Raw genomic sequence first — 25,103 nt, forward strand, 5'->3', positions numbered from 1 at the left:
CGTCATGGAAAACAATACTGTTCAACAGGGGAAAACAACCGCAATCATTAGTTACCTGACCATTTTGGGAAGTATCATTGCAATTTTTATGAATCTGGAATCTAAGAACACGTTTGCAGGTTTTCATATTCGTCAGGCATTCGGAATTAACATTACCTTCTATATTCTTGCTTATTTTGTCAGGAATTTTGACAGCTGGATGGTGTCCGGGCCTTTTTATATATGCTTTGTTGTGCTTTGGATTTATGGTTTTATCGGAGCTGTGCAGGGGGAAATGAAAACTATTCCGCTTTTAGGGGAACAGTTTCAGAAATGGTTTAAAAATTTAGCATAACATGAGTTTATCATTATATCATCTGGTTCAAGAACCAAAAGTGAAATTGGATAAAAATCCGCTTTTATTGTTATTACACGGTTACGGCAGTAACGAAGAAGACTTGTTTTCGTTTGCATCCGAATTACCGGAGAACTATTACGTGATTTCCGCCCGTGCTCCTTATCCGCTTCCACCTTACGGAAACGCTTGGTATGCCATTCATTTTGATGCGGATGAAAACAAATTTTCCGACAACGACCAAGCCCGCGAATCCCGCGATTTGATTGCCAATTTCATTGACGAATTAGTAGCAACTTATCCCATCGACAAAAACGATGTAACGCTGATCGGCTTCAGTCAGGGTTCCATTTTGAGTTATGCGGTTGCGCTTTCCTTTCCTGAAAAAGTGCAACGTGTTGTAGCCTTAAGTGGTTACCTAAATTTAGATATCATCGACGAAAATTTTAGAAACAATATTAATTCCAACTTGAAATTTTTCATTTCACACGGAACTGTCGATCAGGTTATTCCGGTAGATTGGGCCAGAAAAGCCCCTGAATTTTTAAAAGATTTAGGTTTGGATACAGTCTACAAAGAATATCCGGTAGGACACGGTGTGGCGCCACAGAATTTTTATGATTTTAAAAACTGGTTACAGTCTTAAATAAAAAATCCCGCTAATTAAGCGGGATTTTATTTTATTGTTCAGCCTGATCACTTCCGACAAATTTCTTTTCCTGTGCTATTGCGGAAACATATTGAATTTCATTTCCCTTTTTTAGTACATATCCTTTACTTGTTTCCAGCTTCCATTCTCCTTTCCCGTAAGTTGTCCCTTCATTTTCCAAAAGCACTGATTCTTTTTCATTGGGTAAAAATAATTCAGCAGTATCCTTATCTTCATTAAAAATAACATAAGCATTTAGGGTTTCCTGCTCATTATCTTCTTCATTGGCTTCTGCCTGATTATTAAAAGGCGCTAAACGATAACCTTCTTCAAATACACGGATACAGTTTTTTCTCAGTTCAGACCACATGTAGCCAGCTGAAGCCACGCATCCGTTTTCATCTTTATCGGCACCCAGCACAACTTTATCATCACCTGAATTAGTCACATCTTCCTTGCTGTGATCCTTTAGCATAAAATCACACGATGTCAAAAGAAAAGACAACGTAAAAACTATAAATAGTGTTTTTTTCATAATCTGATTCTGATAGAAAATTAAAACTCAAATCTAAGCTTTTTATTGCACCGGTTTTCTTGGATGATGCAAAATTGTTTCCACCGTTTCAAAATCGGTTGGCTTTCCGTCATTTAGAAAATATTTGATTAGGATTTCACCTCGTAATGTCCCGGAATATACATCGGCGATAATCCATCTGTGGTTCAGGATTTTGAATTTATTGATGATAAACTTATTGCCGTTAATCGGATCATAAGGCACTAAACGATTTCCGTTCGGAGCCTCATTCAAAGACAGTAATTCATTTCTGATTTGTTCCGTCAATTCCGGAATACTGTGATTTTCATAATAATCCATCGATTCGTCGTTCATTTCCAGAGAAAAATAATTTGCATCCAGCATTTGATTGTAAACAATATTGGAAGAATCCCTTACCTGCTTTATTTTGGCATCGCAATTTTGAATTTCCTTACTCTGGGTTTTCAGTATTTTAGTGGAATTCATATACTGAAAAATGTTAAACAACAACGAAATAATAAAAAGATATAATACTGCTTTTTTCATAGGTTAAATAGTAATTTCTAAATTATCGTAAGCCAAAAATACGTTCTCGGGAAGCTTACTTTCCACGTCGGCATGAAAGCCTAAATTATGACTGATATGTGTAAAATACGTTTTCTCAGGTTTAATCAGTTGAACAAAATCCAAAGCTTCCTGTAAATTGAAATGTGTAGGGTGCGGCTCTTCACGTAAGGCATTCACTACTAACACTTTTAGACCTTTCAATTTTTCAACCTCTTCTTTATCAATAGTTTTCACATCTGTAAGATAGGCAAAATCATCAATCCGAAAACCAAAAACTTCCAGATTACCATGCCAGACCCTTATTGGTATTGCCATTTTATCACCAATTGAAAAGGGTTTGTCATTTTCAATTTCGGTAACCACCACAGAAGGTGCCCCCGGATAGCGGTTTTCCGTTTCAAAGATATATCCGAATCGATCTTTCAGGCTTTGTATGACTCTATCCTGTGCGAAAATCGGCAAATCGCCCTGTCGGTAATTGAACGGTCGGATATCATCCAAACCGGCTGTATGATCGGCGTGTTCATGTGTAAATAAAATTCCGTCCAGTTTATGACAATTGGAACTTATCATTTGCTGTCGAAAATCGGGTCCGCAATCAATCACATAGCAATAATCCTCCCAACGGATTAAGGCCGAAACACGCAATCGTTTGTCTTTACTGTCCTGACTCAAACACACAGGATGTGTACTTCCTATTACCGGAATTCCTTGTGAAGTGCCTGTACCGAGAAAATATACTTTCAAAAGAATGATTTTTTACAAAAATAGGATTATTTATCTTTTGTAAAAATAGCTATTTTGTTAACTTTGTCAATATCTATTGAAATCATGATGATTACCGAAGGAGAACTGATATTAAAAGGAGACCGCGTTATTGAACACGTTCCCGCCATTGCTGACAAAGCATTACGAATTAATCTTAATAAAAATATTTACGGGACATTTGCCGAAATTGGTGCCGGCCAGGAAACGGTACGCCATTTTTTCCGCGCTGGTGGCTCCTCCGGGACTATTGCTAAAGCAATGTCGGCCTACGACAAAGATTACAGTGACGCGATTTACGGTGTGGAAGACGATGGCCGTTATGTAACGGAAAGCCGTTTGCGAAAAATGCTTACCCACGAAACCCGTCTGATGGAAGAGCGTTTAAATCGTGAGAAACACCCTGACAAATTGTTCTTCAGTTATGCCAATACGGTAGCAACCATTGACTTTGCTAAACAATTTAAAGGACACGGCTGGGTTGGAATCAAGTTTCAGATAGATCCAACAGAAGATTACAACGAAATTATTCTTCACATCCGATTCAAAGAAAACGATTCAAAACTCCAACAAGAAACCCTTGGAGCTCTTGGCGTTAACTTGATTTACGGTGCTTTTTACAAACATAAAGACCCGAAAAAACTATTAAAATATCTTTACGATCATCTTGACAAAGACCAGTTGGAAATTGACACCATCAATTTCTCAGGACCAAGTTTTAAAGATGTTGATAACCGTCTGATGAGTTTACAATTGGTTAAAAACGGAATGACCGATGCTGTAATGTTCGGTCCAGATGGAAATAATGTATTGCCGGCTGCCGTTTTATACAAAAAAAATATTTTGGCACTTCGCGGAAGTTTCCGTCCGGTAACGAAGGTAAACATGGACATGTACGAGAAATCGCTGGAGATGTTTGTGCAGGAGAAAAAAGTAGAAAAAGAAAACACTTTAGTAGTTTTTGAAATCACTTTGTCCAACTTACGTTCCGAAGGTGAAATTGACGAACGTGATTTCATGGACAGAGCGGAACTACTGTGTTCGTTAGGACAAACCGTAATGATTTCCAATTTCCAGGAATATTATAAAGTGGTGGAATATTTCTCCGAATACACCAAAGCCCGCATGGGATTGGCTATGGGCGTAAGTAACCTGATTGATATTTTTGACGAGAAATACTACCGTCATTTAAGTGGTGGTATTCTGGAAGCCTTTGGTAAATTGTTCTACCGTGATTTGAAAGTATTCTTATATCCGATGGAAGAAAACGGTGAAATTATTAATTCTCAAAATTTAAAAGTACACCCACGCATGAAAGAATTGTACAAATTCTTCGCTTACAACGGAAAAGTGCTTGACATCACTGATTTTGACAAAGATCACCTTAAAATTTTCTCCCGTGAAGTCTTAAAAATGATTTCCAAAGGAAAATCCGGATGGGAAGATATGTTACCGGAAGGTATCGCCGAACTGATCAAGAAAAATAATCTGTTTGGCTTCGGAGAGAAGAAACAACTCGAAGAAGTATAAACAGCATTCAGCATTCAGTGGTCAGTAAGCCGTAAAAAAGCAACAGACCACTGAATACTGATCACTGCCTACTTTCCTAATATCTGAGCAGCGTGCTCTTTAGTTTTAACTTTAGCAATCACTTCTTCAATAATCCCTTTTTCGTCGATAATAAAAGTGGTTCTGTGGATGCCGTCATATTCTCGTCCCATAAATTTTTTAGGTCCCCAAACCCCAAAAGCTTCAATTACCTTTTTGTCTTCGTCAGCTAAAAGCGGGAAAGGCAACTCGTATTTAGCCTTAAAATTGGCCTGCTTTTTTGGAGTATCGGCACTTACCCCCAACAAGGCATAACCCTCTTTTTGAAGTTCCGCATAATTATCTCTCAAATTACAAACTTCGATGGTACAGCTTGGTGTACTGGCTGCCGGATAGAAAAAAACGATGAGTTTTCGTCCTTTATAATCTGATAATTTATGGGTATTCCCTTCCTGATCTACTGCTGAAAAACCTGGTGCTTTATCGCCTTTTTTAAGTGTTGTCATTATTCTAATTGAAAGTTTCTGAGGCAAAGTTACAAAGTTTCTGAAGCTTTTAAACTTCCTTTTGTTTAAGATTAAAGTAGTATTTTCGTAAACCAAAATCATCAATTAACTGTTTCAAAATGACCAAAGCTGAAAAAGTACAGTTCGTAATAAACACTTTAAAAGAATTCTATCCAGAAATTCCGATTCCGTTAGACCATAAAGATCCTTATACATTGTTGATAGCAGTACTACTTTCGGCACAATGCACGGATGTTCGTGTCAATCAGATTACACCACTACTTTTTGCCAAAGCAGACAATCCTTACGATATGATAAAATTATCGGTGGAAGAAATAAAGGAAATCATAAAACCTTGTGGCTTATCACCTATGAAATCAAAAGGAATTTACGGTTTATCGCACATTTTAATAGAAAAACACAACGGAGAAGTTCCCCAAAGTTTTGAAGCTTTAGAAGCATTACCGGCTGTTGGGCACAAAACCGCAAGTGTAGTGATGAGTCAGGCGTTTGGGGTTCCGGCATTTCCGGTTGACACACATATTCACAGACTAATGTACCGTTGGAATTTATCAAACGGCAAAAATGTACAACAAACCGAAAAAGATGCCAAACGTATCTTTCCGAAAGAATTATGGAATGACTTACACTTGCAAATTATTTGGTACGGAAGAGAATACTCACCTGCACGCGGCTGGAATCTGGAAAAAGACATTATCACAAAAACAATTGGGAAGAAATCTGTTTTAGAGGAATATTATAAAACCAAATAGCACCGCAGATTCGCAGATTTACTCTTTATAATACAAAACTTAACATTACGATTAACCAATCCTTAATTAAATTAGCAGTGTATTAAACAGATATAATCAAAGAATAACAAATAATCTCAGAATCTGCAGCAAACTAAAGAAATAATAACTAAACTCATTTTTTCAAATATTCAATCTGCGAATCTGCGGTAAACTGGTAAAATGAAGAAATGCCCCGAAATTAACATTCCGAGGCATTTCCTTAATTAGCAATACTTTCAAAAACTAAATCACCTACTTTTGTAATACTCAAAGCTTTGGAATAGCTGAGTAAAAAATTAACCGTTTCCTTCCTAGGTGACATTTTTGGAGTTGCTTTTTTCTTCTTAGAGTAAAGTTTTGCCATTGCTTTGTATTTAAATTATACATATATAACGCAAGACTTTCTCAAATATTGTTTAATTGGTTAAAACAATTTGATTTTTTTCAATAACCTTTCTAAGATTCATTAAAGCGTATCGCATCCTACCTAAAGCTGTATTGATACTAACTCCGGTTACATCTGCAATTTCTTTAAAACTCAAATCATCATAAATGCGCATTACCAATACTTCACGCTGATCGTCGGGAAGTTCGTTGATTAATCGCTGTAAATCCAACTCCACTTGTTCCGTAATAATCTTATTTTCAATATTTGGACTATTATCCGACATGATGGAGAATATTGAAAACTCTTCAGTTTCTCTGTGATACGGCATTTTTTTCGTTTTACGAAAATGATCCACAATAAGATTATGCGAAATACGCATTACCCAAGGCAAAAATTTACCTTCCTCATTGTAGTTTTTAGTCTTTAAAGTTTTGATAACCTTAATAAAAGTGTCCTGAAAAATATCCTCAGTAATGTCACGATCCATTACCTTCGAATAAATAAAACCATAAATCTTAGATTGGTGTCTCTCGATTAATGTAGCTAAAGCAATTTCGTCTCCACCTACATAATTTTTCACTAGGACTGCGTCCGGAAGTACAACATTAGCCATAATAATACTTTTTTAGTTTTTGGTTTGGGTATAGTCTTCTACGACTCTAAAAAGTATTTTTATACTATAGGCAAATGTTATTTTATGAATTAATGATACCCAAATATAACAATAAATATTTCTAACTCACAAATAAATTCTGAAATTTTAACAGTTTTAAACACAATAAACCTAAAAAACCAATAAAAATTTTGCGATTACTCAAAAAACTCAATTTGACTGACACTAAAACAATTAGAACATTTATGGTGTAATATTATGTAAACCAATTCACTAAAATTTGGTTTTTGATTATCTTTGCAATTCATCGACTTTTTCTATGAAAACCGACATCACAACACTAGAACCAAAGAAAAATATTATTATTAAAGGCGCGCAGCTTCACAACTTAAAAAATGTGGATGTAGCGATTCCCAGAAACAAACTTGTAGTCATTACAGGACTTTCAGGTTCCGGGAAATCCAGCTTGGCTTTTGATACGCTTTATGCAGAAGGACAACGTCGCTACGTAGAAAGCTTATCTTCCTACGCCCGTCAGTTCTTGGGCCGTCTTGACAAACCGAAAGTGGAATACATCAAAGGAATCGCTCCGGCCATTGCTATCGAACAAAAAGTAAATACAACCAACGCCCGTTCGACTGTTGGTACTTCCACTGAAATTTATGATTATCTGAAATTGCTTTACGCCAGAATTGGAAAAACCTTTTCTCCGGTTTCTGGTTTAGAAGTAAAAAAACATACCGTTTCCGATGTAATCGAACAAGTAAAATCGTTTGATTTAGACAGCAAATGGTTGCTCCTTTCCCCTATTCATTTAGAAGAAGGCAGAGCGCTCGAAGACAAATTAAAAGTACTTCTGCAACAAGGTTTTGCACGTGTTTTAGTGGATAACAACATGGTGCGTTTAGATGAAATCGACCAACATTCCCTTGACAACAAAGACATCCTGCTTATCATCGACCGTATTGTAGTGAAAGAAGAAGAGGAATTTTACAACCGTTTAGCGGATGCCATTCAAACCGCTTTCTACGAGGGCAAAGGCGAATGTTATCTTCAGGAACTAAATTCCGATAAAAAATTCACGTTCAGTAATAATTTTGAGTTGGACGGGATTACATTTTTAGAACCGAACATTCATTTGTTCAGCTTTAATAATCCGTACGGTGCTTGCCCGAAATGTGAAGGCTATGGTAACGTAATTGGCATTGATGAAGAATTAGTCGTTCCGAATACTGCACTTTCCGTTTATGAAAATGCAATTTATCCCTGGCGTGGTGAAAGCATGGGCTGGTACCGCGATCAATTGGTAAACAACAGCCATCATTTCGATTTTCCGATTCACAAACCCTTTTTCGAATTATCGCCACAACACAAAGATTTAATCTGGAAAGGAAATAAATATTTTGTTGGTCTGGACGCTTTCTTTCAGGAATTGGAAGAGAAAAACTATAAAATTCAAAACCGTGTAATGTTATCGCGTTACCGGGGAAAAACCAAATGTAACGTTTGTAAAGGAAAACGTTTGCGCTTAGAAGCCAATTACGTTTTAGTAGGCGGAAAAACCATTTCGGATTTAGTCGATTTACCGATTAAAAACCTGATTGAATTTTTCAAAGCTTTGACACTGAACGAATACGACGAAAAAGTTGCCAAACGTCTTTTACTGGAAATCAACAACCGTTTGCGTTTTCTGGATGAAGTTGGTTTGAATTATTTGACGTTGAACCGAAATTCCGCAACGCTTTCCGGCGGTGAATCCCAGCGAATTAACTTAGCAACATCATTAGGCAGCAGCTTGGTTGGTTCGATGTATATTTTAGACGAACCAAGTATCGGCTTACATCCGAAAGACACGGAACGACTCATTAAAGTTTTGGAAGATTTGCGGAATTTGGGCAATACCGTAATTGTAGTGGAACATGACGAAGACATCATGAAAGCCGCCGACATGATTATCGATATCGGTCCGGAAGCCGGAACTTTCGGAGGAGAACTAGTTGCACAAGGTACTTACGATGAAATCCTGAAAGCCGATTCGCTTACCGCACAATATCTCAACGGAAAAATGGAAATTGAAGTTCCGAAAAAACGTCGCAAATTCAAAAACCATATTGATGTTATCGGAGCCCGTGAAAACAATTTGAAAAATATCGATGTAACGTTTCCTTTGGAATGCTTAACGGTAATTACCGGTGTTTCCGGAAGTGGAAAGAGTACATTGGTTAAGAAAATATTGTTTCCTGCCCTTCAGAAAAAACTGGAAGGTGTCGGTGAAAAAGCCGGTCAGTTTACCGATTTGAGCGGAAGTTATTCGCACATCAAGCACATTGAATATGTAGATCAAAATCCGATTGGTAGAAGTTCGCGTTCCAATCCGGTAACGTATATAAAGGCTTATGACGACATCCGTGATTTGTTTTCCAAACAGCAATTGTCGAAAATGCGCGGGTATCAACCCAAACATTTCTCCTTTAACGTAGATGGCGGACGCTGTGAAACCTGCAAAGGCGAAGGCGAAGTAACCATCGAAATGCAGTTCATGGCCGATGTACATCTGGAATGCGAAACCTGCAACGGAAAACGTTTCAAAAAAGAAATTCTGGAAGTTAATTTCGAAGGGAAAAACATCGACGACATTTTAACCATGACCATTGATGACGCCATTACGTTCTTCGAAACCCATAAACAGGCCAAAATCACTCAAAAACTGCAACCGCTTCAGGATGTGGGATTGGGTTATGTACAACTCGGTCAATCGTCATCAACACTTTCGGGTGGTGAAGCGCAACGTATTAAGTTAGCATCTTTCTTAGTTAAAGGCGCTACCAAAGAAAAAGCTTTATTTGTTTTCGACGAACCGACAACCGGATTACATTTCCACGACATCAAAAAACTATTGGCTTCTTTCGATGCCTTAATTGAAAAAGGCCATTCCATAGTGGTAATCGAACACAATCTCGATTTAATAAAATGTGCCGATTATATTATCGATATTGGTCCGGAAGGTGGTGAAAACGGAGGAACGTTAATCGCTTTCGGAACTCCGGAAGAAATTGCAAAAAATTCCAAATCAGTTACCGGATTCTATCTGAAAGAAAAATTATAAAAAAAAGACCTCATTTTGAGGTCTTTTTTATTCATTGCATTACAATTTTTTTAGTAATTCTTTTGCCTCCCGATTCCATAACACCCATATAAATCCCTTCACTTAAATTAGAAACATCCAGCGTTTCTATCTGATTGGCATTGGAAACCTCTTTATTCAATACTATTTTTCCGTTACTGTCAATTAGTGAAAAAGTATAATTGGTATCCGTTAACGTTCCTAAATTGATATTCAGTTTTCCTTTTGTAGGATTTGGAAAAAAGCTAACCTGAAAATCGGCCTGAAAATCTTCGTTTGCCAATGTTGTGGATGCTTTTGCAAAATGAAGGGTCGCTCCTGTTGCCGCTTTAGCTACATTAAAATTGTAAACCGGATCCATGTTTACCAGCAAATCGTTGGCTGTATGCGGATAAGGTGATTCATTGGCTTCATAAAAACCGGTGATAATTTCATTATTTTCCTCGAACGGCATATAATCCGATGCATAAGCATATGATAATGTTGGCGTTAAAGTAGAATACAAACCAACACAATTCATCAATTCTGTTGTCATGGTATTCGATGCAGCATTATTCGTTGAAGGTGTTCCGGTATCTCTTTCACAAACAATGGAATTATTTGTCATTCCGGCTCTTCCGCCTACTTCATCAATATTAAAAACCAAACGGATATCCATTTTAGGTGAAGTTCCGTTAACCACACTCGTTACATAATGCTGGCTTCCACGCAGTCCGTCTTCTTCCCCACTGAAATTGATAAACTTTACGGAATATTCAGTCGGAACATTTTGCATCAGTCTGGCTATTTCCAGAATAGAAACCACGCCACTGCCATTATCATTGGTTCCGGTTCCGGTGATGGAATCGTAATGTCCGCAAACAATAACATACGTATTGGGGTAAACCGTTCCGATTTTGGTAACAACAACGTTCTTACAGGTAAACCCTGAATAGCTATAGGTGTCGGTACTGATTTGACTGGGAGTATAACCGTAACTTGTATATTTATTAACCAGCCATTGGTATGCATTTTCAAGAGCAGTTGTACCTCTGTATTTAACACCCAATGCTTCGTATTGAGTAAGATTAGTGGTAATGTTCGATTGCTGTGCCTGATTTACAACATCGGCATAGCTCTGAATAAAAGTCTGCGCAGTGGTGAATTGCAGACAAAACATTGCTGAAAACAACGGCAACATTTTTCCATTAAATAATTTCATTTTTAAGTTAGTTAAGTTAGTTTGGTTCACGAATGTATAAAAATTTAACTTATAATGTATATTTATTTATAATTTACCATAATTAAACCGTATTCTTTACAAATGAAACACCTATTATCGTCCGAATTTATCCTGTATGTTGACAATCAGGAAACTGCTTCCCGATTTTATGAATCCTTATTCCGAAGCAAACCAACTTTGGAAGTACCTGGAATGACGGAATTCACGTTATCCGGACAGCTTAAAATAGGATTGATGCCCAATGACGGAATCGCTAAAATTATCACACCGACAATGCCACATCCTGAAAAAGGAAATGGAATACCACGTTGTGAGCTATATTTTCATGTGGAAGATCTTTCGTTTGAATTCGAAAATGCTGTAAAATCGGGAGCCCGAATCATAAGTGGAATAGAAGAACGCAATTGGGGAGACCGGGCTTTCTATATCGCCGATCCGGATGGGCATATTATTGCTTTTGCAGAAAAAAGGTAAGTAATCCCGTTACTCTTTAAAAACAAAATTAACAGTTTATCATTATAACCTAAGAATACACTTTAACTTAACATATTGACTTTTAATTAATTCAAAACATAATTTTAGAAACGATATTTCGCTGTTAAGAGTAAATATCTTGGAACTAACTGAACTTTAGATTGATAATAAATGTAATTATCAATGGAAACAAAAGCATATTCCTTTTCATTGAAAATATTATTAAAAAACAACCTATACGAAAATTTACTTTCTTTAGGTGAGTAATTCAAGATAATGTTATTAAATGAATAGTTTCGATTGTTAACGATATAAAATGAATTATTCAATTCAACTAATAATTCATTTGAAATTTCATAATTGCCGTTAAGAAAAAAATCTTGAACTGTATTATTTGTTTTTACACCATTAAAGTCCGATTGGTTATAATTATAGGTAAATCCACTATCGAAATTTATAGGCCTGTTAAAATATGTTGTTAAGGAATATTTAATACTATTATTGTAACTTTTTGCGTCTATAAACAGGTTTGAATTTACATTCACGGGAGAAATATTCCACATTTGTGTTGTTTCAATTTTAGACGCTATTTTTAATTTACGAATATAGTTTACAAAACTGAAATTAAAATTATAACTGTTTCCACCAGAGGTTTGCCTATATGTTTTAAAATTGAGGTTATTAGTCAAAGTAGTTTCAGTATTAAATATTGATTTTGCAGAAGCATAAAATAAACCGCTGCTTATTGAAAATCTTTTTTCATCGTTAAAAAGATAATAGTTAAATGACACTAATGAATTTTTCAATTGGTTTTGATAAGTGGCTCCTTTTAAAAAACTACGATAATCCACAAGTTGGTAATTATTCACAAGTTGATTACTATTAGGTATTGTATTGTTCTTAGAATAAGATAACGAGAAGTTTCCAAAACCAGTTTTCTTGATATTAAATGAAACTGTTGGATTTACAATAAAGATTTTTTCCTTTACATTTGGAGCATCAAAAACATTATTTTGAAGATTGATTCCTGCAGTAAAATCAACTTTTTTTGAAAAATTGTAACGCAATACATTATCTGAAACCAATTTCAATTGATTTAACAGCAATATCCCCTGATAATCTATAATCTCCAAATTGTCAATTAAAAAAGTGCTTGCAAGTTGTTCTTTACTGTATTCAATTTGAATATTATTTGTCAGATCAATTTTTCTGAACTTTGAAATAAGTTTACTTACACCTCCAAAATAAAACAATTTATTACTAACATTTTGATTAATATACGAATGCTCATTAGCATTAAAAAAAGAATTGAGAGCTAAAGAAAAGATACTTGTTTTTTCGACAATTTTATCATTTCCTAAATAGAGATAATTATTTAAAACACTATTTGCAGAAACTTGATAAGAATGATTAAAATGATTATAAAAAGTATAATTTTCTGTCTTTAATGACTGATTTATCTGATCAGTATTAAATAACAAATCGTTACTTATTCTATTTGGATTATCTTTAAAAACAAATAAATTGGTTATATAGTTTTTATCATTTGGATACCACTTTAACTCTAATTCCGCCGAACTTAATGTCTTATTACTTTTGTAAAAGTTGTCTTCCGTAAAAGATATCTGGCTGTGGTCTAAATTGTAATTTGTTAAAGAAAAAGAGTTTTGTTTTTGTTTATCATTTACGACATACACTACTCCTCTTAAAGAAGTTTTTTTATTCATTTTTGTTGTAAAACTTAATGAATTTAGAAAAGCTGCATTAAAAATACTTTGGGTTTTGCTAAAAAATTCAACTTCGTTATTTCCAATATTATATAATGACTTTGTCTTATATTCAAATCGATCTGTACTGAAATTACTTTTTTCAGGAATATTAGTTGTAATCATTTCGCTTGCTTTTTCTCCCTGATTATTATAGTCCCCAAAATAAAACAACTTTATACTTTTTTTGAGCAATCCCAAACTCAAGCTTTCTTTCCAACGATTTTCCGAAACAATACCACTCCCTAGAGTTATGTTTCCAAACCAAACATTAGTCAGCCCTTTTTTCAATTTTAAATTAATAGCAACTTTATCTGAATTATTTAATCTTTTTAAAACCGGATTATCATCAAAATAATCTATGATTTGCACCAAATCCAATACTTTGGCATCTAAGTTTCTTGATAAAAATTTATAATTCTTATCAAACATGTCTTCACCTTCCACAAGAAGTTTGTCTATCGGCTTACCATGAGCTTTAATTGAGCCGTCTTTTTGGACTTCAATACCTGGTATCTTTTTAAGAATATCTTCAATAGTTTGTTCTGTTTTATTTATAAATGAAGATACTTTTATACTTGTTGTATCATTATCAATTTTTATTTTCTGATCGGAATTTATTACTATTTCACTAAGTGTCTCTACTTTATCTTCAAGAATTAGAGAAAGTTTTAAATCACTCTTATTATCTATCTGTAGCATGGTTTCTTTCTTAATATACCCTAAGCTTGAAACACTAACCTTTATCGAATTCGCTTCAGGAGTCGCAAATGCAATATTGAAATCCCCTTTTTCATCACAGTGTGTAAATGCAATAATATTCTCATCTAAACTATAAATAACTACTGAAGCGTTTTCAATTCCTGCATTAAGCTTATCTTTAATAGCCCCCGATATTTTTATTCCTTGAGAAAAAGAAAAAATTGGACATATAACAATATAAAAAAAGAAAAAAACACGCATTATTCAAAAACTTCTACAAAATAATCTCTAACCGTTCCTTTTAAAGGCTTAATACCTGGATGCTGCTTAGCAATTAAAATCATTTTCTCGTAACTCTTCTCCACTTCATCTTTACAAAATTTTTTAAATTCTTCCAAACTTAAAAAATCAATAGGTTTTTCATTTTTTCCTTTTCTAATATTGTTCACATTTTCTTTATTAGCAGTTGGATACTCAAAACTTTTAAAATACCAATAAGCAAATTTTCCTTCATCATAGGCTTCCAGAATTAACCCTGGCAAACCATTTAACTTCCACGGACCATAAGGAACAGTAATTTCTGGAGTGTACCAAGCAGTATACTTTCTACCTCTAAAATTGGCAATTGCTTTTTTAACTGTAAACTTTCCGATTTTTTTGATGTCCGGTAATATTTTCCAATGTATTTTTTCTGCGTTTTCCACTACATAAATCTGTTTACCATACAATATATTTGAATGAATAATTTTATTTTTCAAATTATACACTACTTGGTCACCTTGCGCACTTACTTTCATTCCATTGTAAATAGCTCCTCCACTGTCATCATCCTTTAAAAATGTTTTTTGCTCGTTGATTCTTTCAGCTTTTTCAAGACTGTCTTTTGCGGTTACATAATAGGATTGTGTTTTATTGAAAATTAAATAGGCATTACTATCTGGTCCTTTTGCGTTACCGGTTCCAATTGCGTTTATTGATCCATAATAAACTATTCCTTTATGCTGCTGAGCTGAAGCAATAAAGGCAAAGAAAAAAAACATGTATACGTATTTCATAATTTAAAATTTAAAAGCTTTATGCTGTATTCTTTTTAGTTAGGAAGGGGGTTGCACTGTAAACTGCTTATTGCCTGAGCTTGTGCCAGATTACAATCACATTGAAAATAGTATACCCTTCCATCACCACATGTTGTTTTATACCATTGTGTCTTAATTACTGTAGTTTTTACCGTGAACGATTGAAACATTAAACCAATTAACATAATCAATCCTAAAAAATGATTTTTTTTCATAGTCTATAAAATTTAATTTCCTGAAGTACTGCATAAAATACTTCCAATATGCTGGGCAGTTGTTAAATTATCTGCCTGAAAATAATAAACACTCCCATTTGCGCAAGTGGTTTTGTACCATTGTGCTTTAATAGTTGCATTGGCCAAAGCAAAAGCGCTTGTAGCTAACAAACAAAATGTAGTTGATGCTAATAATTTTTTCATAATTCTTTTTTTAAATAATTAAATTCTTACAGCATAAAGCTCTGCAAATAAAAAAAAAAATACAGAAAATACAGAAAAACTTACATTTTTTTTTAATTGCTTTATAATTGAATAAAAATACTCTCAAAAAAAGTATTCCAATTGACCGGTACTCACAATAAAATTTCTGTTTTACAGTGTACTCCATTCTTTATAATTATACGAATTAAAAAAATTATGTAAATAATGGATTTCAACGTGTGTTCCATCAAATTTCTTGAAAGGTTATAATCTAACAATACTTTTTTCTACAAAACAAAATATCATTCCAAGAGCTGTAACGATTTTCTCATATCTATAATTCACTTATTTACAGATAATTACAAAATAAACACATTACATCACAATTAGAAAAACATTTTTTGGCACGCAAATTGGATATCACTAAACAACAAGAAATTTTACTTGTTCGAGCAAGCTGAAAATCGAAAGAGTAAGCGAAAGATTTAAATTTAATTGTCATGAAAAAAATTACTCTATTAGTAGCCAGCATCTTCCTGGCAGGAAGTATGGCTTATGCGTCAGAAAATCCTGTTTTTTCTGACAACGGTGGAAGAACCCCACGCCATTATGTAGATTATCGCGATGCAGAACCGATTATGTTCATGGAACGCGGCATTGAGTTCTACGTTTTCCCGAACGGTGAATTCGATTTCAACACCAGACCTTCCGGACCAAGACGAGGAGCGGTAAACACCACTTACGGAGCGCCTGGGGTTCGTGTTTCAACAACCTATTATGACCCTGCAAATTATGGAGTTCGTGTAGAACACGATAACTTCGGACGTGTAAGACGTGTTGGTAACGTTTTTATCAACTATGATGGACGCAACCGAGTGAAACGTGTAGGTTCCGTTTACATGAGATATAACAGTTATGCCTTAACCCAAGTAGGTGGTTTACGAATTTTCTACAACAGAAGAGGTTGTATAATCGATGTAATGGGTTATGTAAACGGTGCCAGTCATGCTTATGCTTACAATCCATTCGCAGGAACAAGATATGACGACAGCTATGGTCCGGCAAATGATTATGAATATGACAACGGTTATGAAAGCGGATCAGGCTACAACGACGACGATTACTACTACTACAAATCAGATGGTACAAAAGCCAAAATGAGCAAAGAAGAAATCGATGCCGTTAAAAAAGATGAACAATCCGTAAAGGAAAAAAATAAAAGATCGTAGTTAAGATTTTGGTTGGTTAGTTTGGTTAATTTCCCGCGGAGCAGCAATGTGAAGCGGGATTTTTTTATTCCCCTCTTTCAGAGGGGTGCCCAAAGGGCGGGGTGTCCTATTTTAGTAGATTAGCCAGTTCTTTCGTTAAACTCTTTCGACTGTATTGCTGCAAACCAACCGGATAAACTTTCAGATTCTTCTCCAAGTATAAATTGAAGTAATGGAGAATGGTTTCTTTTATTTTTTCTTTTTCATCATACAAAGCAAAAGTTCCAGTATTGGTTTGTTGTAAGATTACTGAAAAATCAGCATCTTTCGGGCCAATCGCTAAAATCGGACGTTCGGAAACCATGTATTCGAATAATTTTCCGGGAATGATGCTTTTCGTATCTTCCGAATCAATTTCAATGAGCAATAAAACTTGTGACTTACGTTGCTGTTCGACCGCTTCCTGATGGGAAACATAGCCTAAATTATTCACAAAATCGGTCAATTTAAATTCGGTAATCGTATCTAAAACTTCCTGACTGGTGGCACCAATCAGTTTCAGTTCTAAATGATTTTTGAACTCCTCATTTTCTTTCACCAGTTCCCGCAAGGCTTTCCACAGAACACGCGGATTACGCTCGGACAAAAACGAACCGATGTGTGCAACCGTAAATTTTTCGTCTAAAGTTGGCCTTCCCACATTTTCAACATCATAACCATTCGTAATGACATGAATTGGTTTGGTGGTGATCGCTTCAAACTCTTTCTTGGTTGTCGGACTGGTTACCAAAAGAAAATCGGCAGTATTCATCACTTTACTTTCTAACGCCTTATGTTTTTCCGCAGAAGATTTCGTCAGTTTCAACGCTTTATGGTACCCGATAGTTGTCCACGGATCACGGAAATCGGCAATCCATTTTACATTCAGCTGCTCTTTTAACTGTAAGCCGATTAAATGCAAACTATGCGGTGGACCGGTTGTAATTATGGTATCGATTCCGTTTTCTTCTATGTATTTGGAAAGATATTTCACGGACGGTTTTACCCATAACACACGGGCATCAGGAATAAAGAGATTCCCTCGTACCCACAGCATTATTTTCTGAACCAACGATTGTTTTTTCTGATTCGGAATGATTCCGGAACTTATTTTTTTAGTGCTTTTTTTAGAAAACATTGAAGCCCATGCATAAGGCTCCACAATCTTATTTTTGAGAATCGTTACGTTTTCCGGAACATCAGTCAACAACTTTTCATCCAATAACGGATACGTAGGGTTTTCCGGTATGTAAACGATTGGTTCTATGTCGAAATCTGGCAAGTACTTCACGAATTTCAGCCAACGCTGTACTCCAGGTCCTCCGGCAGGTGGCCAATAATACGTTATGATAAGTACTTTTTTCATTTTATAATTTCGAAACCATTAAACCGGCATACGTTGCGGCTAATCCTAAAATCACACTTAACCCGATGTATAAAAATGCTGTTCCAATCTGATTGGCTTGCAACAGTTGAACATTCTCATTCGAAAAAGTAGAAAACGTCGTGTAACCGCCGCAAAAACCTGTCACCAAAAAGAATTTTAAATCCGGATTGGTAATGTTGTTTTTCTCCAAATAGCCTAAGAACAATCCGATGAGGAAACAACCTGCAATATTCGTTACAAAGGTCGCGTAAGGAAAGAACAACTGTGAGTATTTATTAATCCATTGTGCGGTCAGGTAACGAAAAACGCTACCAATTCCTCCACCCAATGCTATTAATAAAATGGTTCTCATCTTTTTTTGGAACGCGGATAAAACGGATGCAAGCAACGCGGATTATACCGGATTATTATTATTTTTTTCTTTTCGGCTCTTACTTTCAGTGTAAACCCCAAATCCAATCAAAACAAGCATTCCCAAGAAGCTTGCTAACGAAATCATGCTTCCGGTTTTTACCACTTGCGGTTCGAATTTGAATTCGATGGTGTGTTTTCCGGCTGGTACATTAATTGCTCTCAAGACATAATCTACAGCAAAAATATCCGTTTCTTTACCGTCAACAGTTGCTTTCCAGCCTTTTGGATAATAAATTTCCGAGAAAACTGCCAGACCTTCATTTGCGTTGTTGGATTCGTATTTCAGATAATTTGGTTTATGGTCTTTTAGCTGAATTGTAGCCAGAGAATCTTTCACAAAAGACGTTTTCACCGAAACATTTGGAAACTCGTTTTTATTCAGAATTGCGGTTTGTTTCGAATTTAGTTTGTCTAAGGCTTTCATTTCTTCGTCGGCTGAATGTACCATCTTCACCTCATTCACAAACCACGCATTACCATTCGCAAACGGATTTCCTACCGGAACATCGCCCTGACCCGTTGGCACAATAATATATTTCACATTCAGTAAATCTAAAACCGGACTGCTCTTCGTCAAGCTTAAGCTTTCGAAATCGATGGAACTTCCAATTTCATTCAGATTTTTTTCTACCTGATATTCGAACAACTGATCCATTCTTCTCGGTCTTACGGCACTGTAACCCCCTACCGATTTGTGGAAATAAGAAGTTCTACCCTGCAATCTTCCCTGAATCTCATACACTCTGTACACGGAAGTATCCTGCAAAATCGCATTATCCACTTCCGTTGCTTCAAAAGGAATATCGATTTCCCGTGCACTTTTAAAATGATCCGGATCGTTATTTAAATATCTTTTATCAACAGCAAACAAATCTAAAATCATAAAAACACCCACCACGATTACCGCTGTAGTTGCTGACAGTTTGTTTTTAACATACAACCACAAAGCAATTGCCGCAACGCCCATAAAGAAAAGGGAACGCAGCAAATCACTGGTGTAAAAATTCATGCGATCTTCTTTTAAAGCTTCAATAAAATTGATTCCGAACGACTTATCCTGACTTTCTCCAAACATTTGCATTAGCTGTCCGTCGATGGAACTTGAAAAATCGAACATTCCTTTCCCAAGCAACAACACGATTACAATCCCTAAACTCGTGGCCGAAGCTTTTAGCAAATTAGGCAGTTGTTTTTCCCGATCCTCAGAAAAGAACGACTGTAATCCCATCACTGCTAGTACCGGCATACACAGTTCCAAAATCACCTGAATGGATGAAACCGCACGAAATTTATCGTACAACGGCACATAATCAATGAAAAAGGTTGTTAAGAAATCCAGGTTTTTACCCCAGGAAAGCAATAAAGAAAATAATGCTCCCCCCAGGAAAACATATTTGATTTTACGTTTGTCGTGAAACAGTCCTAAAACGGCCAAAAAGAAAACAATAGCTCCAATATAAGCCGGAGCCTCTACAATTGGCTGTTCCCCCCAATAGGTTTTTCCATAATACGATACGGTTTGCAAAGCCTCTTCCGGCGTTGCTCCATAACCGATTAAAAATTCATAAAGTGCCGAATCTTTTCCAAGCTGTTCACTGTTCCCACCTCCAAATAATCTTGGAGAAATAAGGTTTAAACTTTCTGCGATACCATAACTGTATTCCGTGATGTATTCATGCTTCATGGAAGAGCTTGTAACATTTTGTGAACCGTCAGCATTGAAGGTTAATTCACTTTTTCCACGGATACTGAAATCGGTATATTCTGAGGTAGCCATTAAATTGGAAGCATTGGCTCCCAGGGCCAAAATTCCCGCAATCGCAAAAACGCCAGTAGCTTTCCAAAGCCCTTTAAAATCTTTTTCTTTTAGGTACTGAATTTTATAGTATACGGCTATGATCAAAAGTAAAAACAATAAGTAATACGTCATTTGGAAGTGATTGGCGTTGATCTCTAAAGCCGCCGCTATCATAGTCAGCAAACCACCGGCCACATACCGTTTTTGGTACACCAATAAAACGCCTGCTACCACCATCGGCATATAGGCTATGGCATGGGCTTTTGCATTATGCCCAACCCCCAGAATGATAATCAGATAGGTGGAAAGACCGAAAGCCAATGCCCCAAAAAAAGCCTTGAGGTTGTCCACCCGTAAAACTTTGAGTAAAATAAAGAACCCTATGAAATACAAAAACAGATAATCCGCCGGACGAGGCAAAAAGCGGATAACACTATCCAACTGTTTGATGTAATTGTGCGGATAATTGGCTCCTAACTGGTACGTTGGCATTCCACCGAAAGCGCTGTTGGTCCAGTACGGTTCTTCACCGGCTATTTTCCTGAAGTCGTTTTGCTCTTTAGCCATACCAGTATATTGGGCGATATCACTCTGGTATATCTTTTTCCCTTGCATCACCGGATAAAAATAGATAATGGATATGATTGCAAAACCTGCTATAATTAGCAAATAAGGATAGATTTTGTTTAAGTTTTTCATAGAATTATGCCAAGTTAGCTTAAAAATCAGGCTAAAATAGCAATAAAAACCCTTTTAAAAAAAGAAAACGAACAACTGGGGGTTATTCGTTTTACTTCTGTTTATTTAATTTCTTCAAAATCAATATACTCGCCTACTTTTTTCTTCTCCCGAGGCATTTCATTCTTGGGTTTTGACTGTTGATTTTGTTGCGAATATTGTTCCTGATAGTTTTGCTGATACTGCTGTTGCTGCTGTTTAAAATTCTGCTCGGCTTTTTTAACCACCTGTTGAAATAAATACGGCGCCAGTAAACGCATTAAAAACTTCAGTACATAATAAATAAAAACAATCCAAAGCAGTGTTCTTAGTAAACCGGTAAATGATGCCGTTTCCATAATCAAATATAAATTTGTCAAATTTAAGCAAAGCTAATTTTAAAAATTGGTTTCCTTTCTTAAAATAATAATAAAAATGCTATTTTTGAAAAGCTTTAATTTAACAGATAAACTCATGCGAAACCTAAAAACAAGGCTTCTTGGCTTTTTACTCCTTTCATCAGGAATCACTTTTGCCCAATATACCGAAGAAATCAACTCCAACCGTCCCGGAAAATCCTTTGGAGCCTATTCTATTGGAAAAACCGTGATTCAGGCAGAAACCGGTTTGTACTTCACCAAAGAAAAGCACGATTTACTGGATTACGATGCCAAAAATTACGGTGTGGATTTAGCTGTTCGCTATGGTGCTTTATTGGAGCAATTGGAATTTATCGGTGAAATTCAGTACCAAAGTTCCAAATACGAAACGGCCTTCGGAAGTGAAAGTAAAAGTGGTTTCAGACAACTAAATGTTGGAGCAAAATACCTGATTTACGACCCGTGGAAAAATTACAAGGAAAAAGTAAATGTGTACAGCTGGAAAGCCAATAAAAAATTTAAATGGAAAAAATTATTGCCTGCCGTTGGTGTTTATGCCGGGGCAAACTTTAATGTTGGTGACAGACCTTTCACCTTCCCGACAGATCCTACCTTTAGCCCAAAGGTGGCTGCTATTCTTCAAAATCACTTTGGTGAAAAAACCGTGCTTACCACTAATTTAATTGCCGATAAATTTATTACAGATTATCCTTCTTACGGTTACATTCTTACGTTAAGCCGTGCCGTTGGAGAAAAATGGTCGATATACATTGAAAACCAAGGTTATAAAAGCGATTGGTACGCCGACAGCGTTATAAGAGGCGGAGGCGCTTTCTTATTAAAGAAAAACATGCAGGTGGATGTTTCGGTAAATACCAATTTTAAAGACACACCTTCTCTTATGGGAGTAGCTGCCGGTTTCTCATGGCGCTTCGACAAAAACTATAAACCAATCGAGATCAAGAGCGGTAAAGAAGTAAAAGGCGATACGAAAGGGAAACAAATGGAAGAAAAGAAAAAACGTACCGACGAAATTCAATAAATCATGATTACCGTTAAAGAAATCAGTTCCAAAAAAGAACTGAAAGATTTTGTTCTGTTTTCGTTCGAACTGTTCAAAAACAACCCCTATTGGATTCCGCCGATTATTGCAGATGAACTGGAATCTTTTGACAAAGACAAAAACCCGGCTTTCAAATCAGCTACCGTTAAATTCTTTTTGGCCTATAAGGACAATAAAATTGTGGGTAAAGTAGCAGCCATTATCAATTGGGAAGAAGTCGAAATTCTGCATAAAAACAAAACCCGCTTCGGATGGTTTGATGCCATTGACGACCTTGACGTAACCAAAGCGCTATTGGATAAGGTAACCGAATTCGGTAAAGAAAACAAAATGGACCATATTGAAGGCCCCATCGGATTTTCCAACCTTGACAAAGTAGGTGTTTTGACTGAAGGCTTTGATCAATTAGGCACGATGATTTCCTGGTACAGCCCGCCCTACTACAAAGAACATTTTGAAAAACTGGGCATGGTTACGGAAAAGGAATTTTTTGAAAGCTACTTTTCCATGGATGCTGTTAACCCGGAACCTTTTCAACGCGCCAGCAAAATGATTAAGGAACGCTACGGATTAAGGGTTCTGAATTTCAAAAAATCGGAAGAAGTGATGCCATATGCAGACAAGATGTTTGATTTATTCAATTCCTCTTATGCTAAATTACAGTCGTTTGTTCCCATCAATCAGGAAACTCAGGATTATTTTAAAAAGAAATATCTGAATTTCATCAATCCTGAATATATTAAATTCATCATGGATAAGGAGGATAAAATGATTGGTTTTACCATTGTAATGCCCTCTTTTGAAAGAGCACTACAAAAGGCTAAAGGAAAGCTGTTCCCTTTTGGATTTATCCATTTACTAAATGCCCGAAGAAATGCTAAAGAAGTGGTTTTCTATCTGATAGGTGTAAGTCCGGAATATCAGAACAAAGGTGTTACAGCCATTATTTTCGATGAATATTACAAGGTTTTTAAAGAAAAAGGCATCAAAAAATTCATCCGAACACCGGAATTGGAAGAAAACCATGCGATGCACAATTTATGGAAGAACTTCGACCCTACGATTCACAAAAGGAGAAAAACGTATCGGAAGGATATTTAGATTTTTAGATTACTAGATTTTTAGACTCTTAGAGTAGCATCTATAACTTTTTAGTATTAGACAATATTCGTTCTTTCAATCTTTCAATCATAAAAAAAAGGATGCTCAAACGAACATCCTTTTTTACTTTTATACAGTTTCAAAAACTATTCTGCAGAAACGTCTACGGTAGTTTTTTCAGCAATTGCTTTATATGTTCCGTTCACTAATTTCTCACGGATAGCCTCAAAAGCAGATAACGTTTCATCGATATCTTTTTGCGTGTGCGATGCCGTTGGGATCATACGTAATAAAATAATTCCTTTCGGGATTACCGGATATACTACGATAGAAAGGAAAATCCCGTAGTTTTCACGTAAATCATTTACCATTACCATCGCTTCAGGAATAGAACCTTCAAGGTAAACTGGTGTGATACACGTATTAGTATCACCAATATTGAATCCTTTTTCTTTCAATCCTTTTTGTAACGAATTAACGTTTACCCATAATTTATCTTTGATTTCAGATGAATTACGCAACAATTCCAAACGTTTCAAAGAACCGATAGTTTGAATCATCGGCAATGCCTTAGCGAACATTTGGGAACGTAAGTTGTATTTTAAATAATCGATTACATCTTTATCAGCCGCAACGAAAGCACCAATATTGGCCATCGATTTTGCAAAAGTTGAGAAATACACATCAATTCCGTCCTGACAACCTTGCTCCTCACCTGCTCCGGCACCTGTTTTACCAAGGGTTCCGAAACCGTGTGCATCGTCTACCAACAAACGGAAATTGTATTTTTTCTTCATTTCTACAATTTCTTTCAATTTACCTTGTTGTCCGCGCATTCCGAAAACACCCTCGGTAATGAAAAGGATACCGCCACCTGTTTCCTGCGCCATTTTAGTAGCACGTTGCAGGTTTTTCTCCATACTTTCCAAATCATTGTGCTTGTAGGTAAAACGTTTCCCCATATGAAGACGAACACCATCGATGATACACGCATGAGAATCTACATCATATACAATAATATCGTTTTTAGACACCAAAGCATCAATAATAGACACCATCCCCTGGTAACCGAAATTCAACAAATAAGCCGATTCTTTCATTACGAAAGCCGCCAATTCATTTTCCAATTGCTCGTGGTATGTAGTGTGACCAGACATCATACGAGCTCCCATCGGGTACGCTGCACCGTATTTTTGCGCTGCTTCGATATCCGCTTTGCGAACTTCCGGATGGTTGGCTAATCCTAAATAATCGTTAATCGACCAGTTTAAAATTTCTTTTCCGTGAAATTGCATTCTCGGCCCTAACTCACCTTCCAATTTTGGAAACACATAGTAACCTTCTGCCTGTGAAGCCCATTTTCCTAACGGACCTTTATTATTTTGTATTCTTTCAAATAAATCTTTAACCATAATTCGAATATATAAGTCTGATTTTTAACCGCTCCAAAAGTAATTATTTCTGATTTCCTATCATAATAATTTATAATTTTTAAATACAAAATTCAAGGGCTT

General features: G+C 36.0%; 24 protein-coding genes. 9 read left to right on the forward strand and 15 right to left on the reverse strand.

What is annotated here, in order from left to right; all coding sequences use genetic code 11:
- The first annotated feature begins 4 nt into the window (after nucleotides 1–4).
- Nucleotides 5–334 (forward strand): hypothetical protein, encoded by a 330-nt coding sequence (locus tag ABGT15_RS06385; protein ID WP_367230596.1) that lies wholly within the window; start codon nucleotides 5–7, stop codon nucleotides 332–334.
- Between the two features lies 1 nt (nucleotide 335).
- Complete coding sequence (locus tag ABGT15_RS06390) at nucleotides 336–980, forward strand: alpha/beta hydrolase (RefSeq protein ID WP_367230597.1); 645 nt, start codon at nucleotides 336–338, stop codon at nucleotides 978–980.
- Between the two features lie 34 nt (nucleotides 981–1,014).
- Here ABGT15_RS06390 and ABGT15_RS06395 read toward each other — a convergent pair whose 3' ends face one another.
- The 3 genes from ABGT15_RS06395 to ABGT15_RS06405 are packed head-to-tail and all read right to left on the reverse strand — an operon-like array spanning nucleotide 1,015 to nucleotide 2,832.
- Entirely contained in the window at nucleotides 1,015–1,518 is a 504-nt protein-coding gene (locus tag ABGT15_RS06395) for a hypothetical protein (RefSeq protein WP_367230598.1), read from the reverse strand.
- Between the two features lie 42 nt (nucleotides 1,519–1,560).
- Nucleotides 1,561–2,064, reverse strand: a complete 504-nt coding sequence (locus ABGT15_RS06400; protein ID WP_367230599.1) for a hydrolase — start codon at nucleotides 2,062–2,064, stop codon at nucleotides 1,561–1,563.
- A gap of 3 nt (nucleotides 2,065–2,067) precedes the next feature.
- Nucleotides 2,068–2,832: an MBL fold metallo-hydrolase gene (locus ABGT15_RS06405; protein WP_367230600.1), complete on the reverse strand. Its 765-nt coding sequence runs from the start codon at nucleotides 2,830–2,832 to the stop codon at nucleotides 2,068–2,070.
- An 84-nt stretch (nucleotides 2,833–2,916) separates the two neighbouring features.
- Here ABGT15_RS06405 and ABGT15_RS06410 point away from each other — a divergent pair, with 84 nt between their 5' ends.
- Nucleotides 2,917–4,380: a TonB-dependent receptor gene (locus tag ABGT15_RS06410; protein ID WP_367230601.1), complete on the forward strand. Its 1,464-nt coding sequence runs from the start codon at nucleotides 2,917–2,919 to the stop codon at nucleotides 4,378–4,380.
- 68 nt (nucleotides 4,381–4,448) lie between these two features.
- Here ABGT15_RS06410 and bcp read toward each other — a convergent pair whose 3' ends face one another.
- Nucleotides 4,449–4,904: a thioredoxin-dependent thiol peroxidase gene (bcp, locus tag ABGT15_RS06415; RefSeq protein ID WP_367230602.1), complete on the reverse strand. Its 456-nt coding sequence runs from the start codon at nucleotides 4,902–4,904 to the stop codon at nucleotides 4,449–4,451.
- Between the two features lie 119 nt (nucleotides 4,905–5,023).
- On the opposite strand from bcp, the gene ABGT15_RS06420 reads away from it, so the two are divergent.
- Nucleotides 5,024–5,677, forward strand: a complete 654-nt coding sequence (locus ABGT15_RS06420) for an endonuclease III domain-containing protein (RefSeq protein ID WP_367230603.1) — start codon at nucleotides 5,024–5,026, stop codon at nucleotides 5,675–5,677.
- Nucleotides 5,678–5,918: 241 nt separating this feature from the next.
- On the opposite strand, the gene ABGT15_RS06425 is transcribed toward ABGT15_RS06420, so the two are convergent.
- Nucleotides 5,919–6,062: a hypothetical protein gene (locus ABGT15_RS06425; RefSeq protein ID WP_367230604.1), complete on the reverse strand. Its 144-nt coding sequence runs from the start codon at nucleotides 6,060–6,062 to the stop codon at nucleotides 5,919–5,921.
- Nucleotides 6,063–6,114: 52 nt separating this feature from the next.
- Nucleotides 6,115–6,699 carry an RNA polymerase sigma factor gene (locus ABGT15_RS06430; protein WP_367230605.1) on the reverse strand — a complete coding sequence of 195 codons (585 nt, stop codon included), beginning with the start codon at nucleotides 6,697–6,699 and terminating at the stop codon, nucleotides 6,115–6,117.
- Nucleotides 6,700–7,018: 319 nt separating this feature from the next.
- Between ABGT15_RS06430 and uvrA the strand changes: the two genes are divergently transcribed.
- Nucleotides 7,019–9,805 carry an excinuclease ABC subunit UvrA gene (uvrA, locus tag ABGT15_RS06435; protein WP_367230606.1) on the forward strand — a complete coding sequence of 929 codons (2,787 nt, stop codon included), beginning with the start codon at nucleotides 7,019–7,021 and terminating at the stop codon, nucleotides 9,803–9,805.
- A 31-nt stretch (nucleotides 9,806–9,836) separates the two neighbouring features.
- Here the strand turns inward: uvrA and ABGT15_RS06440 are convergent, their stop codons facing one another.
- A complete protein-coding gene (locus ABGT15_RS06440) occupies nucleotides 9,837–11,024 on the reverse strand; it encodes a M28 family peptidase (RefSeq protein WP_367230607.1) in 1,188 nt (395 codons plus the stop codon).
- Nucleotides 11,025–11,126: 102 nt separating this feature from the next.
- On the opposite strand from ABGT15_RS06440, the gene ABGT15_RS06445 reads away from it, so the two are divergent.
- Nucleotides 11,127–11,519, forward strand: coding sequence for a VOC family protein (locus ABGT15_RS06445; RefSeq protein ID WP_367230608.1), 393 nt, complete (start codon nucleotides 11,127–11,129; stop codon nucleotides 11,517–11,519).
- Nucleotides 11,520–11,623: 104 nt separating this feature from the next.
- On the opposite strand, the gene ABGT15_RS06450 is transcribed toward ABGT15_RS06445, so the two are convergent.
- The 3 genes from ABGT15_RS06450 to ABGT15_RS06460 all read right to left on the reverse strand — a co-directional run bounded on the left by ABGT15_RS06450 (nucleotide 11,624) and on the right by ABGT15_RS06460 (nucleotide 15,482).
- Nucleotides 11,624–14,248: a hypothetical protein gene (locus ABGT15_RS06450; protein ID WP_367230609.1), complete on the reverse strand. Its 2,625-nt coding sequence runs from the start codon at nucleotides 14,246–14,248 to the stop codon at nucleotides 11,624–11,626.
- Complete coding sequence (locus tag ABGT15_RS06455; protein WP_367230610.1) at nucleotides 14,248–15,027, reverse strand: GLPGLI family protein; 780 nt, start codon at nucleotides 15,025–15,027, stop codon at nucleotides 14,248–14,250. The genes ABGT15_RS06450 and ABGT15_RS06455 overlap by 1 nt, the downstream gene beginning before the upstream one ends.
- Before the next feature lie 263 nt (nucleotides 15,028–15,290).
- Nucleotides 15,291–15,482: a hypothetical protein gene (locus ABGT15_RS06460; protein WP_367230611.1), complete on the reverse strand. Its 192-nt coding sequence runs from the start codon at nucleotides 15,480–15,482 to the stop codon at nucleotides 15,291–15,293.
- A 500-nt stretch (nucleotides 15,483–15,982) separates the two neighbouring features.
- Here ABGT15_RS06460 and ABGT15_RS06465 point away from each other — a divergent pair, with 500 nt between their 5' ends.
- A complete protein-coding gene (locus tag ABGT15_RS06465; protein WP_367230612.1) occupies nucleotides 15,983–16,711 on the forward strand; it encodes a hypothetical protein in 729 nt (242 codons plus the stop codon).
- Nucleotides 16,712–16,817: 106 nt separating this feature from the next.
- Here the strand turns inward: ABGT15_RS06465 and ABGT15_RS06470 are convergent, their stop codons facing one another.
- From ABGT15_RS06470 to ABGT15_RS06485, 4 genes are all read right to left on the reverse strand, one after another.
- Nucleotides 16,818–18,095, reverse strand: a complete 1,278-nt coding sequence (locus ABGT15_RS06470) for a glycosyltransferase family 4 protein (protein ID WP_367230613.1) — start codon at nucleotides 18,093–18,095, stop codon at nucleotides 16,818–16,820.
- A gap of 1 nt (nucleotide 18,096) precedes the next feature.
- Nucleotides 18,097–18,468, reverse strand: a complete 372-nt coding sequence (gene crcB / locus ABGT15_RS06475) for a fluoride efflux transporter CrcB (RefSeq protein ID WP_367230614.1) — start codon at nucleotides 18,466–18,468, stop codon at nucleotides 18,097–18,099.
- Between the two features lie 42 nt (nucleotides 18,469–18,510).
- Complete coding sequence (locus ABGT15_RS06480) at nucleotides 18,511–21,027, reverse strand: YfhO family protein (RefSeq protein WP_367230615.1); 2,517 nt, start codon at nucleotides 21,025–21,027, stop codon at nucleotides 18,511–18,513.
- 101 nt (nucleotides 21,028–21,128) lie between these two features.
- Nucleotides 21,129–21,404, reverse strand: coding sequence for a DUF4834 family protein (locus ABGT15_RS06485; RefSeq protein ID WP_367230616.1), 276 nt, complete (start codon nucleotides 21,402–21,404; stop codon nucleotides 21,129–21,131).
- Nucleotides 21,405–21,519: 115 nt separating this feature from the next.
- Here ABGT15_RS06485 and ABGT15_RS06490 point away from each other — a divergent pair, with 115 nt between their 5' ends.
- On the forward strand, nucleotides 21,520–22,467 hold the full coding sequence (locus ABGT15_RS06490) for a transporter (protein WP_367230617.1): 948 nt from the start codon (nucleotides 21,520–21,522) through the stop codon (nucleotides 22,465–22,467).
- A 3-nt stretch (nucleotides 22,468–22,470) separates the two neighbouring features.
- Nucleotides 22,471–23,589, forward strand: coding sequence for a GNAT family N-acetyltransferase (locus ABGT15_RS06495; RefSeq protein WP_367230618.1), 1,119 nt, complete (start codon nucleotides 22,471–22,473; stop codon nucleotides 23,587–23,589).
- Between the two features lie 146 nt (nucleotides 23,590–23,735).
- Here ABGT15_RS06495 and ABGT15_RS06500 read toward each other — a convergent pair whose 3' ends face one another.
- Nucleotides 23,736–25,001: an aminotransferase class I/II-fold pyridoxal phosphate-dependent enzyme gene (locus ABGT15_RS06500; protein ID WP_367230619.1), complete on the reverse strand. Its 1,266-nt coding sequence runs from the start codon at nucleotides 24,999–25,001 to the stop codon at nucleotides 23,736–23,738.
- Nucleotides 25,002–25,103 lie beyond the last annotated feature (102 nt).

This window comes from Flavobacterium enshiense, from assembly GCF_040750275.1.
Taxonomy (GTDB): Bacteria; Bacteroidota; Bacteroidia; order Flavobacteriales; family Flavobacteriaceae; genus Flavobacterium; species Flavobacterium enshiense_B.